Below are 14,961 nucleotides of genomic sequence, written 5' to 3' on the forward strand. Positions count from 1 at the left end.
TATCTCAGCCAAACCCGCGCCGTCGGCGTGGGCACATGCCGGAGTGGACCGCACGGCCACCACCCTTCTCTTCGAAGCATTCCCACGACGAAGATGAGGCTGGTGGCCGCCCCAGGCTACGCGACGTGCCGTACGGAAACAGTGACAGTAATCGAAACGCTCAATGACCGGCTCGGCATCGAACGTCCCGGAGCTTACTTCGCGCCGCGCAACCGCGGCTCACTGCTCAGGCGCCAGCACCGGGCTGTTGTGATAGGCGGCGATCAGCCACTGGCCGTCCCGCTTCTCGAAAACCCAGGTCGCGTTCACCTTACGCAGGTCGTCCGGAACCTCGGTCTCGCCGGCGAACAGGATGGCGGATTCGCTGACGACGATCGCGCCGTCCCTGCCGACGAAGCGGATGCTGAGCTGCTTGTTGTAGGTCGAGCTGCCCTTGAGCGGCCCCTCGAAGGCCAGGGCCATGTTCTGACGGATCACGTCACGGCTGTCGCGGAGCGAGCCGGTCATGATGGCGGTCGCGTCCGCGGTGTAGTTGGCGACCATGCCGTCGGCGTCGCCGGCCTCCCACGCCTTGTAGGAATCAACCAGCACGGCCTGGATTGCGGCCTCGTCTTCGGCACGAGTGTTCGACATCAGATTCTCCCTTGTGATCGGCTCGCCCGGGGGATTCCGGCGAACTCGTCATACATACCGGCGGCGGGGTCGGAACTCATCGCGCCTGCGGCCAAGAGATGTTGAGGCGTGCTCGGCGGACAGGGCGGGCGACGTGACGAGGCCCGGTCATCGCCCGCAGTACTGGTCCACCACGGCGGCCTCGTCGTCCGCGGCGCCCATCCGCGCCGTGCCGATCGGGTTGAAGGCGGTGTCTATGGCGGAGTCGATGTAGGCCCGCATCCCCGACGCGATCACCTCGTTCGGGGCGAGCCGGCGGACCACGCGCTCGGGCGCTCGCGCGGCGGATGGACCACGAAGCTGCACCTGGCCGGCGAGCAGAGCCGCAAGCTGATGTCCGTGATGCTCACCGGCCGGCAGCGCGGAGAAGCCCGCAGTTAGCCTAGCCGCGGCGGAACCCTCCGCCGCGGCCACGCGCGTTGAGGGATTGCCGGCGGGTCCTGGCTTCCCGACGGCGCAGGTCGGCCCGGTCCAGCCAGTTGTAGATCGCGTCGTAACCCGCGATGCCGAGCGCGATCAGGCCCAGAGACCGGTGATCACCGCGACCGGGGTTCGGGGACTTTCTCATCGAGAAGGATCTTCATCAACGAGCTCGGTCGCTCGACCCTTGGAAAGCGTACTTACTTATGTAAGTCCGCGAACCGGTGAGCGGCTCGGGCCGCTTCGGCGTTGACCGCAAGACTCACCGCCAACCAGCCGTCCGCACATCGCCCCAGTCCCGTCGGGCGATGCGGAGACCCAACCGCCCGGGACGGAACGGAATGGAACGCCCTTCTATCTGACAGCACACCACCGATATCTACGGGGGGGACCGAATGACTGGTCCAAGGAAATGGCACACACGGCTTGTCTCCGTGGCGGCCGTATCGATTCTCGGGCTGACGGCGCTTTCGTCGGCCCCTGCAAACGCGGCCGCGGCGGCCGGCTGCACCCTGACCATCGAGCCAGTGGTCGGCGCTTCCACGTACCGGGTGACGGTCGGCTGCACCGATGGAAACGTTACCACATTCAAGCTGTATGGTTCCGACTGGGGCCCCGACGACTTTATCATCCACATTTGGGGTTCATCGAGCGAGATTCTCGGCGACCACCTCAACGAGGACATCGGGGCCCGAGATGAGATCTATGCCAAGGCATACTTCAAGACACCCGCGGGCGCGACTGGGACGAGGAACACCAACAGGGTGGACGGCTACTTCGGCTGTGTGATAGATCCGGTCTGCTAGGTCCTGAATGGAGTTCAGATCTTCAGGCCTGTCGCGGACTTCGGATCCATAGGATGGCCCCCGCGGAGGTAAAGGCCGGCCAGGTAGCTTTCGGGGGTCTTGTCGAAGCGGAAGGCCAGCCCACGCCACTCCTTGATCCGATCGATGCAGCGTTCCGCCGTGTTGCGCTGCTTGTAGAGACCTGGATCATGGCTGATCGGGCGGCCACCGCAGGAGCCGCGCTTCTTGCGGTTGGTCGCCTGGTTGGACTTCCTCCGGGATCGGTCGAGTGGGAGTCCCACCACGCCGATCGTCACCCGCCCGAGCAAAGGCGGCACGGTGTCGGCGTCCGTGCAGATGCCCGACCAGGCCGTGGAAGCGCGCAGCTGGGATGTCCTCGCCTGCACGCTGGCCGCCAAGCAGCTGAGCGAACGACGAACTGCGTACGGCTACCAGTCGAAGACCGCGGAGGGGGCCGGCGAGGCGACCCGCCGCATCATCAAGGCCCGTCCACTCGTGACCTTTGATTCGGTGGACCCCCTCGCTGGGCTAGCGGTTGAATCCGGTCCACGTTGACGCCCTCGAGTTGTCCCTGCATACGATCCGCAAAAGTACCTGCATCATGTTCCCGTCAGACTGCCTTGACAGGGTCCGAGTGTAGGGGTATTCGCGACACTGTCGAGGCGAGTAACTGTTGGTTATCCAATCCTTGTGGAAAGTGCCGCTGCTGTTCGTGATGGCCGGGGCGATCAGCACATTCCTGTCGTAGGCATTCGTATAGCACACTTTGATCTTGGTAAGTGTTACCCTCGTCGAAGTGTGGCTCCTGAAGTAGCCCACCACCCGCACGACTGCCGGGTGTCGGAACGCATATGTGTTGAAGCTTTCATAGAATCCGGTACTGGCACCGATTTCAGTGTGGCTCAGAATCCGGACCACCGCGACGTCGGAGGGTATGGCCAACGCGGGTCCGGAGCTACCGACAACGATGCCGGCCGAAACGCCGAGAACGGACACGACGCGTGCGATTCTCTTCCGCTTGCTGGTCATTACAATTCCTTTCCTTGCAGACGTTTCGAGTTTTGCGCCGACCGAACTCTATATGACCTCGATATATTCACGGAATACGGCCGGTATACGGGCGCTGGATCCCGCCGGGTCCTGCGTACCAGCGCCTCACCGTCCTGCGACCGGATGCGGTCGATCAGGACGGTCGCCTCGTCGTGCTAGGCGGCCGTCAAGGTAACCATTAGGCCCACCGTCATCCCGGTCTTCGGCTGGGGTGCGGCCGCGGCCGCTGGTGGGCGGACGTCGTCCTCGTCTTCGAGGTCGCCGTCGTCGTCCTGGTCCTGGTGGTCGTCGGCCGGGGCCAGCCTGACGGCCGGTCCCGTGCTGGCTGGCCGCAGCGTGACCGCCGCTGTCCGGTCGTCCTGGCTCTTGCCCGAAGCTGAGTAGGGCCTACTCAGGCGAACCCCGCTTGCCTGCGCCAGCATTCATGGAACAGATCGCTCCAGCAACGCGGGAGTTCCAATGCCTACGATCAATCGGAAGGTGAGGTCGACATCGGTCGTCTTGGTCACCGCAGCGGTGTTCTTGACCGGCACGACCTCGGCCGTATCCAGCGCAGTAGAGTCATCGAGCGTCAGCTCCACGCTGATCGGCAACCTCCACAGCGGCAAGTGCCTCGAAATCCTTGGCTGGAGCACGGCCGACTGGGCGGAGGCCGGTCAATGGACCTGCCACGGCGGGAACAACCAGCGATGGCAGTACAGCTCCACCACCGGACTGATCCAGAACGTCCACAGCGGCAAGTGCCTCGAAATCCTTGGCTGGAGCACGGCCGATGGGGCGGTGGCCGGTCAATGGACCTGCCACGGGGGGAACAACCAGCGGTGGTACATGGCCGCGTCCACTGGACTGATCGGGAACGTCCACAGCGGCAAGTGCTTGGAAGTCCTTGGCTGGAGCACGGCCGACTGGGCCCGGGTCGGCCAGTGGACCTGCCACGGGGGGAACAACCAGCGGTGGAGCTGGAGGTGAGCCTGCGGTGACGCGCGCCCTGGCCTGAAGGCCAAGGATTCAGGCCGACGGCGATCGAGCGCCCGAGGGTTCCCCGAACTCGCGGACGGCAGCGGCCCCCGGCCCGAACCGGACGTGATCGTCTCCGATCATCCGGGTCTCCAGTCACGGTTAGCCGCCCACGGGAGCCCTCTTAACGGGACTTTTGTTCCGATGCTCGTCAATGCACTCACGCGTCTCTGCGGCAGAACGTCAGGAGGGCGGCGGCGGTGAACACGGCGATGAAGGCGGTGAACAGCAGGAAGCCGGGCTATGGCGATGAGTGGGGAAGCGTCGCGACGACCTGCATACCGGCAATGGTCGGCCAGAGGCTCGCAACCCGCTGCGGCAGAAGTTGCAGTATGGCTAGGACGAGAATGGTCAGCGAGATGAGCAGGGTGACGCCGGCGGCTGTCGATCTGGTCAGGGATCCCAGCGCCAGGCCGAGCAGCCCGATCAACGCCAGGTAGAGCCCGCCCCCGAGCAGGGCCCGCGCCACCTCCGGATCGCCGATACCCGCATGCGGCACCCCGCTGGTGGCGAAGACCCACTGGCCGATGAGGAACGAGGTGAGCGCCGCCACCAGTCCCGCGACGGTGGTGACCAAGCCGACGACGACGGCTTTGGCGGCGAACAGCCGTCCGCGCCGGGGGACGGCGGCCAGACTTGCCCGGGTGGTGCCGGTGGTGTACTCGGAGGTGATCGACAGAACCCCCAGGACGCCGATGACGAGCTGGCCGAACATCACTCCGCCCTGGAGGCTGAGGGCGGTGGGGTCGAAGTCCGCGGGCCGGTCCCAGTAGTTCCCGGTGGCGCCGCCGCTGAACAGCGCCCCGAAACCGACGCTCAACATCGCCAAGGCCATCAGGCTGTAGAAGGTGGACCGGAGTGTGCGCAGCTTGCGCCACTCACCCCGCAGGGCGGCCTTCATCGCGCCCCTCCCGAATCCCCGCTGAATTCGATGCTGTCGCCGGTGAGATCCATGTACGCCTCCTCCAAGGTGGTCCGCTGAGGGGCCAGCTCGGCCAGGGCCAGGCCGCGCTCTGCGGCGAGCGCTCCAATCGCGGCGCTGTCCATGCCGGTGATGGTCAGTGCCGACCCCGACCGCCGTACCGTGGCCCCCTCAGCCGACAGGAGCTGGGCGAGTTCCTCCGACCGCGCGGCGCGCACGAGGACCGACTGTGAGCCGGTGAGCTCCTCCACTCCCGCGTCGGCCAGGAGCCGGCCCCGCCCGATCACGACCAGATGGTCCACCGTCAGGGCCATTTCGCTCATCAGGTGGCTGGAGAGGAGTACGGTGCGCCCTTCGGCGGCCAGGTTCCGCACACAGGCCGGTCTGCTCGCTTACGAGGCCGGCCTGGGCCGGTAGCGGGGGACCACCCACACGCCGAACTGGCCCGAAAAGTTCGACGATGAGCTGCGCTTCATCAGCTCATCCGCCACCGCACTCTTGGCTCGCTATGACCAGGGCATTCGGAGTGAAATGCCTCATTGATCAAGCACCGGAAAACGGCGCCTAAACCAAACCAACGAGAACTATCAATAGTCCTTGACCGGCTCGTGCCGTAAGCCTAGCGTCCTCGATAGTCGAACGGGGAGTAACTCGACCAGGGGAGGCCGCGGCATGTCCAGGCGGAAAAGATCTATAATGCCACGCACACTCACCATGCCCCGAGCATCGGCGGCCCTGGCTCTCGGAGTGATCCTGGTTTCATCGTGTCCAGCCAATGCGATTGTGGTTCCGGCGACCGATCCCACTGCTCCCGAGCCCGGCTTACAGGAGTCACAGGCCAGCCGGAAGCGGCTCACTCCTTCGCGCTCCCGGAATTCGGCCAGGCAGCCGGAGGGATGCTGGGTCAGATCGGAGGATCCAGAACGTGTCGCCGGCAGAACGCAGATCGCAGGAGAGGGATACAATCAATGTCTCTCGGCAGAACCGAAACAGTTCGTCAACGCGAGACTGATCCGCCATAGATTTTGGGGCTGGCAGCGCCTGAAAGATGACCCCACGGAGGTGAGAGGTCGGTCATCGGCCTTTTCCAGCGCCGTCTGGGGCTGTGCGAGCACAGGCACGTACAACTACCAGACCGAGACAGAGCACATGATCTGGTGGAGGGACGGAACGACGGGAGGCGACAGGACGAGCAGCAATGTGATCAGGATAACGTGTTGAAAACTGATCCTGGCACCAGGAGTTCGCGGCCCTCATCGCGGATGGTGTTGGTCGCCGTATCGACTTTGGTCGTGATGTTGTGCAGCGGATCAGGAGCCCAGATCGACTTCGGACGAGATGTGAATAACCAAATTCGCACGACAAGCGTAGAGTTCCGCCTGGACGAGTTCAGCAGTGACCCAGGCGGTGTAATTCGCCGGCAGCGGTCCAAGGTATTGATGGACATCGAGGCGAGAGGAGAGGAGGTCGTTGAATTAGTCGCCGCTCAGATCGACGAGAACGGCCGGCTCGCCAGTTGGACACGATGGCGATCCGGGCAGGAGCAGATGCTTCGCTGGGACGCGACATCGGGACGAATCAACAGATTGCCGCTGCCTGCCCAGCCGAATGTCACGGCCGTTTTAGCGGACACCTTCGGGCCGATGGGTGATCCGATAGAGCACGGCTATCGAAAGATCGGGGACCACTCATACGAAATCAAGGAAGGGCTCGGTGTCTTTCGCCTTAACTTTCCGGACGATCTCGACCAGCGCACTTTCGAGGCCATCGATTCAGTCGACGAGCAGGTAAAAAGCCGCATCAGCGCCATCCTCATCGGAGGCAGCCCGGTGATCACGCCGGATATCCTGGAAATGATGGCTGCGGTCCCCACTGATGCGCGTACCAAATTCCTCCGCCCTGGAGGCAGCTGAAGAAAGCGGCGCGCTCATGGCGCCGAAGCTCCCGGGGGCCGGGCGGCCCCTACTTCGGGTTGCCGCTGTGGTTGCGGAGGCCCTGTTGCGGGCGGGTGCTGTGGGCCTACAACCTCCCGCATCTGGAGCTACGCGCCGGCCGGGCTGACGTGCCCCGCGATCAGGCGCCATTCTCCGCCATTCCGCACCCAGGTACGGGTGTAGCGCACCCGGGCGTGGAACCGCTCGCCGTTCATGACGCCTTCCAGCGTGCCGAGGAACCACGTCACGCCGGTGTCCCCGGCGACGAGCACCTTCAGGTCCTCCTCCTCGACCCGCGTCATGGACTGCCGGCCGGACCGGTGTATCTCCAGATCGTCCTGCTTGGTGTAGTGCCGGCCGTCCGGTCCGGTGAACACCAGCCGGTCGTCGATCAAGCGGTCCAGCTCCGCCACGTCCGAGGCCAGCTGGGCCTGCTGCAGGCGCTGCTCGGCGGCGCGTAGCGCCTCGGCGGCAGCGGAGTCCGTACCGTCGGACTGCTGCTCGGTGCGGGGCGTTTGAGACATGAGCCCACCATAGCGAGGCCGACCGGATCACACGCACCGCTGGTCAGGGCGGTGTCACGGTGGCGGGCCCGGCTCACCGGCAGCGGGTAGGCGGTTGCCGACGAGCACTGTATGCCTAACACCGCGCCCGGCGCTCACAGGGCCGTCGGAGCGGACAGCTCATGCACTCGGCAAGCGGGATCTCATCGGGGCGCGTGGTCAGCGTGTCTGTCTGCGGTGGTCTGCCATACGGTCCCGACGTCCGGGGCGGCGTCGCCGTACAGCAGCTCCTGGAGATAATTCCGATCCCCGTTGAACCCGCGACGCGGGAGCGACCCGATAGCTCCCGACCGGTCCGCACCCACCGTAACCTGCGCCTTTCACGGCGACTCGAAGCCGTATCAGAGCGATGTCAGCTCCGTGTTGGGTCGCGGGGCCACGATTCTCGGCATGGATACAGCAATGCGGCCCCCGGCCGACACCCAGGGCGCCCAGCCGAAAGGCTTCGTCGCGAAGCTCCTCGCCGACCGTCACTCCGTCCCGTTCTCCATCGCACTGCACCTGGTGCCCGGCGCGGTCATCGTCGCCGTGTACGCGTTCATCGCCGCCCCCCTGGTGCGGGCGATGGACTTCCCGATCTTCCTGGCGTGGGCCATCGCCCTCGCGGTTGTGCTCTTCCCGCTCCAGCTATTCCTGCTGTGGCTGGGCAAGAAGCAGACCGGCCGCTTCACGATGAAGGGCGTCGTCCACTACCGCGACAAGCCGCTCTCGCGCGGCAAGGTCTTCTGGCTCGGGGCCGCGTGCCTCGTGTGGATGACCGTGGTCTCGCTCTCGCTGACCCCGCTGGACAACATCGTCTACGACTGGTTCTTCACCTGGGTGGACTACCAGGGCGCCGGCCCTGACGGCACCGCCTACCTCCAGGGCTACCCGCAGGAGCTCGTGCTCACCACGCTGCTCATCTGCGCGCCGTTCACCGGCTTCACCCTGCCCCTGCTCGAGGAGTACTACTTCCGCGGCTTCCTGCTGCCCCGCCTCCCGCAGCTCGGCAAGTGGGCCCCGTTCTTCAACACCTTCCTCTTCTCGGTGTACCACTTCTGGGCCCCTTGGACGGTCCTGTCCAAGCTCGTCTTCCTCTACCCGGGCGTCTGGCTCGCCTGGAAGAAGCAGGACATCCGCATCTCGATCGCCATGCACCCCGGCTCGGCGCTGCTGATGACCGTGGTCGGCGTCATCGCCCTCGCCTCCGGCGCGTACTCGATGTAAGACCGCCCGAAACGAGGGGTGCCGTCCGCTGGCCGAGGGCCGGATGCCTCGCTCTGGAGCAGGCCGCAAGCGCGCCGGGCAGGTCGGTGGGCAAGATCTCCGTCGAGACGTTGCCCTCGGCCGACTTCACCACGATGCAGCCGAGCGCCCAGGTCTCCGCTCTATCAACGATGATCACGCGCTATCGGTGAGCTGGGCAAACGGGCCCTCATCGTCCAAGCCACTCTCGACACCCGGACCGTCTACCAGGATGGCGTGAACCTGCACCGGGCGATGTCCGCCTCCCGCCTGGTCAGCCTCCAGGACGTGCGCATGCACGGCATCTTCGGCCGCCTGCCGAACCCCTGCGTCGACAACGCGGTAAACACCTATTTCCGCGACGGCACCCTGCCCGCCACCGACCTCACCTGCCACGCGGACTGAACGTCACATGGCAGGACGGCATGGGCCGCGGCAAGGCGTTCTGCCTTGTCGCGGCCCGAGCTGTCAGCGGAGACTGCGCTACCCACACAGGGCAAGGAACCGTGACAGAGGCGAATAGCCAGGTCATACCATCGATGATCGCCCCATCTTGTGATCGGCCCGACCACCCGGACGTCCCCACTCCGGGTGCCTCGCCTTCACCATCACAGCAAGACGAACGGTGAGGACCATCGACGTGGCCGCGCCCATGTCACCTGGCTGGAACCCCGTACGACGCGACGCTCAAGCCCGCGCCCGGCGGAAAGGAGCGCCACGTCGAGATCCGCGCCACCGACACCTCCGTGCAGGAGGTCGCGCCGGGGGCGCGGCAGCGGGTGCGGACGTTCAACGGGACCATGCCGGGGCCGGTGTTGCTGGGCAAGGTGGGGGGCGTGTTCGTGGTGACAAGCCCGACGGGTGGATGTTCCGGCTACGGCCGGATGAATCCGTTCACGATCAGTGGCAGCGACGCGTCCAGGCCCGCCACGTTCAGCACCCCCGCGTCGGCAGGGTCGCCGATCGAGTAGCTCGCCGCCGTCATCGCCGCCACGACGACGCGGGCATCTGCTGCCACCGTGCGCCGGTAGGCGTCGAGCTCCTGCGACGGGTGAGACCGCCCGGCCCACGTCTCGTTGTCGGTGAACACCACGAAGCCGTCCACGGCCATCCGCTGGTCGCGCGCCCACCGGAACGGCAGCGACAGGTCGGTGCCGCCGCCGGACGGCCGCCAGCTCTTGAGCTCCCGGAGGCTGGTACGCGGCGTCACCTTCGACGCGTGGACGCTGGTGTCCACGTCGATGACATGCACGTTCCCCTTCTCGATGCGGGCGAGCATGACGGCCAGAGCGCAGCCGACCTCGTACGGCGAACCGATCGACGAACCGCCGACCATGACGCCGCTGTTGCCGTACCAGTCACCCGACATCGACCCGGACGAGTCCACCGCGACCAGCAGTCGCCGGCCCGAAGGCTCGACGCTGCCGAACGACAGCTCGTACGTCTCCTCCAACGCGTCGAGGATCGCCGGGACCGGCGTCCACGCCTGTACGTCGGCGCGCGGGTTCGGCTGGGACCGGCCCGAGCCGTAGACGCGCAGCGCGAGGAAGGCGTCCATCGGGTGGATGCGCGCCCGAAGGAGCGCCCCCTGGTCGGTGAGCCGGGCGACCGCGCGCCGGGTCGCGTCGTTCATCGGACGCAGGGTGCCGATGCGGGTCATGCGGGACAGGTTGCGGATGAGCGCGGTCAGGCCGACCGTGTCGATCAGCGCCTCCCACACGCTCGGCTCGCGCAGCATGGCGTCGGGCAGGAACTCCCACGGCACCTTCCGCTCGGTCACGACGTGGATCGCGTCGCGCGGCGTGGTGACGGCCTTGGCGACCAGGAACCGGTCCACCGACTCCAGCACGTCACGCGCTTCGGCATCGGAGACGTTCCCGGCGATCCAGCCGAACAGCCGCGCCCGCTCCGGGCTGTCCGCCTTCGGGTGCGCGATGCGCAGCACGTCGCGCAGGTCGAACGCCTCGCCCTGCGGGGTCTTGCGCTGGCGGGCCTTGCACACCTTGAACGCGACGGTGTCCGCGCGGTCCGACAGGAACCAGGAGGCGAGGGCGGTACGCAGCGACCGGCCGACGACCGGCGCGCTGCCGCGAGCGGTCGGCTTGCCGCCCAGGTTCTTGTAGTAGCCGAAGAACTGAGCGAGGTGGTCGGTGGTGCGCGCCACCTTCGGCAGCGCCGTCTTGGCCGCCTGGCGGGTGGCCGCGTCGCCCTTGGCGTAAGCGGCGGCCAGCGTGAACAGCGCCGGGCGCTGCTTCGGGGCGCGCGGCGGGCGCGCGGTCGAGATCTCCGTCAGCAGCTCGACGACGCGCGGGCCGTCCTCGGCGATCGCCTCGAACAACACGCCGGCGTTCTCGGCCGTCAGCTGATCCTGCGACACGTAGTAGGTGCCGCCCGTGGTGCCGAGGATCAGGAAGTCCTCCAGCTTGCGCCACAGGTCCTTGGCGAACACGTAGCCGCCCGCCGCGTTCTTCACCTGCTCGGTGCGTCCGGGCAGAGGCTGGGTCTGCGGGGTTGCGAATGCGGAAACGCTTGCGAGAGGGTCACGGTTGCGGGCCATGAAGGATCTCCAAGGTGTTCGACCCGCCAGGCGGCGGATGTGGGGGAGGACTTCGATCCGCCCTCCCGTGATCGTCAGCCTTGCCGGTGGCACGGATGTGGGGCTCCTGCCGGGCGCCCAGCCGACCTGGGCATGCTGGCCCATGAGTGGGCCAGAAAGGAGTCGAACCTTTTACCTGTGTGGTAACCAACAGAATTCGACCCGTGCTCCCGACAGGGCTGACGAGTGGATCGGTGTGGTTCGGAGAAGACACGGATGTGGGATGTTCACCGGCGTTTGGTGCTCTGGCCAACTGAGCTACCGGAGCGTTAGCCCCGGGCAGGACTCGAACCTGCGACCGCCCCATTAGAAGTGGTAACCGACGAACTTCGACCCGTGCCCTCACCGAACCGCACCGAAGACCGTCGAGCCGGGAGCGGATACGGATATGAGAAGCGGCACCGGATGCGATCTTTTTTCCAGAAAGAGATAACCGACGCCATTCGACCCGTACCCGCTCCGAGCCCGACGGGATGGTGGATTTCGGAGGGGCTTAACTGATCGAAACCGTAGCATGGGAGGCCGATCAGAGCGCAAGTTCTTTTGCTTGCGCGGTCACGCGGTAAGGCGTAAATACGCAGGTCGCGTCGTTGGTGATTAATCTAGCCGGGAGGCGATGTGCGCATCGGGGAGCTCGCGTCTCGGACCGGAGCCAGCCATGTAGGTGCGACCCCGAAGAGGGTAGCTGTTGCAGGAGGACATCAGTCGGTGGCGACCTCGGCGGTGCGGCGGCGCGCGGCCGTCTGAAGGTGCGATCCGCATCATCCTGTGCTGCGGGACCTCTTCCAGGATCGCCTTGCGCGCTACATCGCCTCCCACCGAGGATCCCAGACCCAGGCGAGACGAACATCACCACAAAAACAGTCACACCGTGAAAACGACAGTCTTCCCGGCATTGGGAGCCGCGATGCCATAGGAATTCCCTATGGCGTCTGCTGACATTTCGTCTTTGCCTCTCGTTCTTTTCCCGATGTACCGTGAATCCGCTCGGCGAGGTGCACACCCGCGATTTTCCGAAAGATTCACGTCGGTTCTTGTTACGTCGAGCGGATGAGCACGCAATCGAGAGGAATGGTGGCATGACCTCGTTCGAGGACGGATATGAGACGCGAGAGCTCAAGGGAAAGCGAGCCCTGGTCACAGGTGGTTCCCGCGGAATTGGAGCGGCCGTCGTGCGCCAGCTCCTGGACGCGGGCGCCGAGGTGTTGGCCGCCGCCAGGTCGACCACGTACACGGCGCCGGAGGGGGCCGCCTTCGTGACAGCCGACATCCGGACACAGGCTGGGACGCAGGCGCTGGCCGCGGCCGCGCAGGAGACGCTCGGCGGGGTGGACATCCTGGTCCACAACGCGGGTGGAGCGCGGGCCAACGAGGGCGCCAGCGCCATGACGATCCCTGCCGAGGACTGGCAGGACACGCTGGAGCTGAACCTCCTGGCGGCTGTGCGGCTGAACTCGCTGCTGGCACCGGGGATGCGGGAACGGGGATCGGGGGCGATCGTGCACATCTCCACGGCCGCGCTCCTGCCGCCGCTGCCGGCGTTCGCGCACTACCAGGCGGCGAAGGCGGGGCTGGAGAGCTACAGCCGGGCGCTGGCCGCGGAGCTGGCCCCGTTCGGAGTCCGGGTCAACGCCCTAGGCCCCGGCAGGACCTCCACACCCGGCGGCGAGGAGACGCGGAAGCGGTGGGCGAGCGACGACGAGGAATCGGTCGCGACCGCCACACCCCCGCTCGGGCGCGACGGCCAGCCTGACGACATCGCCAACGTGGTGCTGTTCCTCGTGTCCGACCGGGCGAGCTGGCTCACCGGGACCTACTTCTCCGTGGACGGCGGCGAATCCCCAGGAACTGACGCCGACGGCATTCAGCACTCCGAATTCGACACCAGGAATTCGGCAGCCGGTATTCGGAGCGAGAACCGGGCGTAGCCGCCGAGCTGTCACATCAACGAACGAAGGAATTCTGACATGGAAAAATACCGCGCCAAGAATGTCGTGGTCACCGGTGGCAGCAGCGGCATTGGGCTCGCGATCGCGAAGTTGCTGGCGGACGGCGGAGCCCGCGTGGCGATCACCGGCCGTTCTCAGGCCACGCTCGACGCCGCGCGGGAGCGGCTCGGCGAGAACGTGGTGGCCTTCCGTGGCGACGTGTCCTCGCTGTCCGACCTGGACGCCCTGGCAGACCGGATGAAGGTCGAGCTCGGCACGATCGATGCCCTGTTCGTCAACGCGGGCATCACAGTCCTCACGCCTTTCGAGTCGACGACCGAGGAGATGTACGACGAGCTGTTCGCGATCAACGTCAAGGGCGCCTTCTTCACCGTGCAGAAGCTCGCCCCGCTGCTGAGCGGGGGCGCCGGCGTCGTCCTCACCACCTCGGTCGCCGGCACCGTCGGCATGCTGGACACCAGTGTCTACGCGGCCGGCAAGGCGGCGCTGCGCTCCATGGCCCGTAGCTTCTCCCGCGAGCTGCTTCCGCGCACGATTCGCGTCAACGCGATCAGCCCCGGTCCCATCGACACAGGGATTCTGGAGCGCTCAATGACCAAGGAGGCCGCCGAGCAGTTCAAGGCAGAGCGCGTCGCGGACAATCCCATGCGGCGTTTCGGCACCCTCGACGAGATCGCCACTGCGGCCGCGTTCCTCGCCTTCGACGCGACGTACACCGCAGGCATCGAGCTCGCCGTGGACGGCGGAGTCACCCAGCTGTGACTGGCCCGTGAAGCTCACCGGCCCCAGCGCCTGACCGACGAAAGGAGGCGGAGCTGTCCCAGATTTCCTGACGCAGGAGCTCGAGCAGAGCCGTCGCCGCCGGGCCCGCGCCGGACGGGACCACGGCGATGACAGGCTGGGACACGGCCGGGAACACCGGACGCGCGAGGTGCTCATAACCGCGGGGCACCGCGGAGGCTGGGACGAGCGTCACTCCCAGGCCGTGGGCGGCCCACCGCACAGCTGTCGCCGTCTGGGACACGCGGGCGACCGTAGTCGGGGTCAGCTCGTTGTCCCGCGACACCTCCAGCAGTACGCCGTCGAGTGCGCTGTCGCGGTCGAACCTGACCCACGGCTCCCCCTCCAGCTCGCGCAGCTCGACCCGGTCCGCGGCGAGCTGCCGGTGCCCGGCGTCCAGTATCACGACGAACTCCTCCTCGCCGAGGTGGTGGGCGTCCGCGGGGCTCCGCTTGCAGGCCGCCATCAGGGCGAGGTCCACCGCACCCCTGCGGCACAGCCGTTCCAGCTCAGCGGAGCTCGACTCCTCGAAAACGGTGACCTCCAGCCGCGGAAAGCGGCGCCGCAGCACGCTCAGCGCACCCGGCAGCTGCCGCGTGCCGAAGCCCAGCTGCGCCGAGACGACCAGCTCGCCCACCAGGTCATCCGCACCGGCCCGCGCCGTTGCCCTCGCCCGCCGCGCCGCGCTCACCGCGACCTGCGCCTCTCGCAGGAACGCCTGGCCGACCGCGGTGGGCACCAGTCCGCCCGGCGTTCGGGCGAACAGCGTCACGCCGAGGTCGCGCTCCAGGTTGCGGATCTGCTGGGACATCGACGGCTGGGCGACGTGCAGCAACTCCGCCGCCGCCGTCACCGAGCCCTCCGCCGCAACCGCCAGGGCGTACTCGAACTGGCGCAGGCTCATCGGCACCCGTTCCCTCCTGGGGTGGAGCGCGGTCCACCCGGTCGTCATCGTGTCCCGCAGTACTCACGTCAGCCGGATTCCCCAACCGGAGGTGAACGTTCTTCAGCCCACCCGGTGCCCTCGC

The 14,961-nt window shown here is 66.6% G+C and carries 15 protein-coding genes and 2 pseudogenes; 7 read left to right on the forward strand and 10 right to left on the reverse strand.

The genetic code is table 11. The features are described from left to right. Positions 1-219: 219 nt before the first annotated feature. From ACTWPT_RS47060 to ACTWPT_RS47070, 3 genes and pseudogenes are all read right to left on the reverse strand, one after another. Positions 220-633: an SgcJ/EcaC family oxidoreductase gene (locus ACTWPT_RS47060; RefSeq protein ID WP_443184053.1), complete on the reverse strand. Its 414-nt coding sequence runs from the start codon at positions 631-633 to the stop codon at positions 220-222. Positions 634-780: 147 nt separating this feature from the next. Then, positions 781-1,122 (reverse strand): annotated as a pseudogene (locus ACTWPT_RS47065) (GMC oxidoreductase); the annotation flags it as partial. Further along, a complete protein-coding gene (locus ACTWPT_RS47070) occupies positions 1,055-1,240 on the reverse strand; it encodes a hypothetical protein (protein ID WP_443184054.1) in 186 nt (61 codons plus the stop codon). The gene ACTWPT_RS47070 and the pseudogene ACTWPT_RS47065, both read right to left, overlap by 68 nt. 286 nt (positions 1,241-1,526) lie before the next feature. Between ACTWPT_RS47070 and ACTWPT_RS47075 the strand changes: the two genes are divergently transcribed. Further along, the gene (locus ACTWPT_RS47075; RefSeq protein ID WP_443184055.1) at positions 1,527-1,898 is read left to right on the forward strand and encodes a hypothetical protein; all 372 of its coding nucleotides are present in this window, start codon (positions 1,527-1,529) and stop codon (positions 1,896-1,898) included. Positions 1,899-1,912: 14 nt separating this feature from the next. Here ACTWPT_RS47075 and ACTWPT_RS47080 read toward each other — a convergent pair. Both ACTWPT_RS47080 and ACTWPT_RS47085 read right to left on the reverse strand, forming a co-directional pair. After that, positions 1,913-2,149 (reverse strand): annotated as a pseudogene (locus ACTWPT_RS47080) (hypothetical protein); the annotation flags it as partial. Between the two features lie 954 nt (positions 2,150-3,103). Then, entirely contained in the window at positions 3,104-3,370 is a 267-nt protein-coding gene (locus ACTWPT_RS47085; protein WP_443184056.1) for a hypothetical protein, read from the reverse strand. A 58-nt stretch (positions 3,371-3,428) separates the two neighbouring features. Here ACTWPT_RS47085 and ACTWPT_RS47090 point away from each other — a divergent pair, with 58 nt between their 5' ends. Next, the gene (locus tag ACTWPT_RS47090) at positions 3,429-3,917 is read left to right on the forward strand and encodes an RICIN domain-containing protein (protein ID WP_443184057.1); all 489 of its coding nucleotides are present in this window, start codon (positions 3,429-3,431) and stop codon (positions 3,915-3,917) included. Between the two features lie 289 nt (positions 3,918-4,206). On the opposite strand, the gene ACTWPT_RS47095 is transcribed toward ACTWPT_RS47090, so the two are convergent. Continuing rightward, a complete protein-coding gene (locus ACTWPT_RS47095; protein ID WP_443184058.1) occupies positions 4,207-4,866 on the reverse strand; it encodes an ABC transporter permease in 660 nt (219 codons plus the stop codon). After that, positions 4,863-5,261 carry a hypothetical protein gene (locus ACTWPT_RS47100; RefSeq protein WP_443184059.1) on the reverse strand — a complete coding sequence of 133 codons (399 nt, stop codon included), beginning with the start codon at positions 5,259-5,261 and terminating at the stop codon, positions 4,863-4,865. Before ACTWPT_RS47100 ends, ACTWPT_RS47095 begins: the two co-directional genes overlap by 4 nt. An 888-nt stretch (positions 5,262-6,149) precedes the next feature. Between ACTWPT_RS47100 and ACTWPT_RS47105 the strand changes: the two genes are divergently transcribed. Next, positions 6,150-6,800, forward strand: coding sequence for a hypothetical protein (locus ACTWPT_RS47105; RefSeq protein ID WP_443184060.1), 651 nt, complete (start codon positions 6,150-6,152; stop codon positions 6,798-6,800). Between the two features lie 128 nt (positions 6,801-6,928). Here the strand turns inward: ACTWPT_RS47105 and ACTWPT_RS47110 are convergent, their stop codons facing one another. Beyond that, positions 6,929-7,345, reverse strand: coding sequence for a nuclear transport factor 2 family protein (locus ACTWPT_RS47110; RefSeq protein ID WP_443184061.1), 417 nt, complete (start codon positions 7,343-7,345; stop codon positions 6,929-6,931). Between the two features lie 429 nt (positions 7,346-7,774). Between ACTWPT_RS47110 and ACTWPT_RS47115 the strand changes: the two genes are divergently transcribed. Together ACTWPT_RS47115 and ACTWPT_RS47120 are read left to right on the forward strand one after the other, a co-directional pair. Beyond that, entirely contained in the window at positions 7,775-8,590 is an 816-nt protein-coding gene (locus tag ACTWPT_RS47115; protein ID WP_443184062.1) for a CPBP family glutamic-type intramembrane protease, read from the forward strand. Positions 8,591-8,800: 210 nt separating this feature from the next. After that, the gene (locus ACTWPT_RS47120) at positions 8,801-9,013 is read left to right on the forward strand and encodes an alpha/beta hydrolase (protein WP_443184086.1); all 213 of its coding nucleotides are present in this window, start codon (positions 8,801-8,803) and stop codon (positions 9,011-9,013) included. A gap of 469 nt (positions 9,014-9,482) precedes the next feature. Here ACTWPT_RS47120 and ACTWPT_RS47125 read toward each other — a convergent pair whose 3' ends face one another. Further along, entirely contained in the window at positions 9,483-11,165 is a 1,683-nt protein-coding gene (locus tag ACTWPT_RS47125) for a TROVE domain-containing protein (protein WP_443184063.1), read from the reverse strand. Between the two features lie 1,118 nt (positions 11,166-12,283). Here ACTWPT_RS47125 and ACTWPT_RS47130 point away from each other — a divergent pair. Further along, entirely contained in the window at positions 12,284-13,132 is an 849-nt protein-coding gene (locus ACTWPT_RS47130; RefSeq protein ID WP_443184064.1) for an oxidoreductase, read from the forward strand. Positions 13,133-13,171: 39 nt separating this feature from the next. After that, positions 13,172-13,915 (forward strand): SDR family oxidoreductase, encoded by a 744-nt coding sequence (locus tag ACTWPT_RS47135; RefSeq protein ID WP_443184065.1) that lies wholly within the window; start codon positions 13,172-13,174, stop codon positions 13,913-13,915. Here ACTWPT_RS47135 and ACTWPT_RS47140 read toward each other — a convergent pair. Continuing rightward, positions 13,902-14,885, reverse strand: a complete 984-nt coding sequence (locus ACTWPT_RS47140; RefSeq protein WP_443184066.1) for a LysR family transcriptional regulator — start codon at positions 14,883-14,885, stop codon at positions 13,902-13,904. The two genes, ACTWPT_RS47135 and ACTWPT_RS47140, sit on opposite strands and share 14 nt — an antisense overlap. Between the last annotated feature and the right edge of the window lie 76 nt (positions 14,886-14,961).

Origin of the sequence: Nonomuraea sp. 3N208, from assembly GCF_052245935.1 — a bacterium.
Classification (GTDB): domain Bacteria; phylum Actinomycetota; class Actinomycetes; order Streptosporangiales; family Streptosporangiaceae; genus Nonomuraea.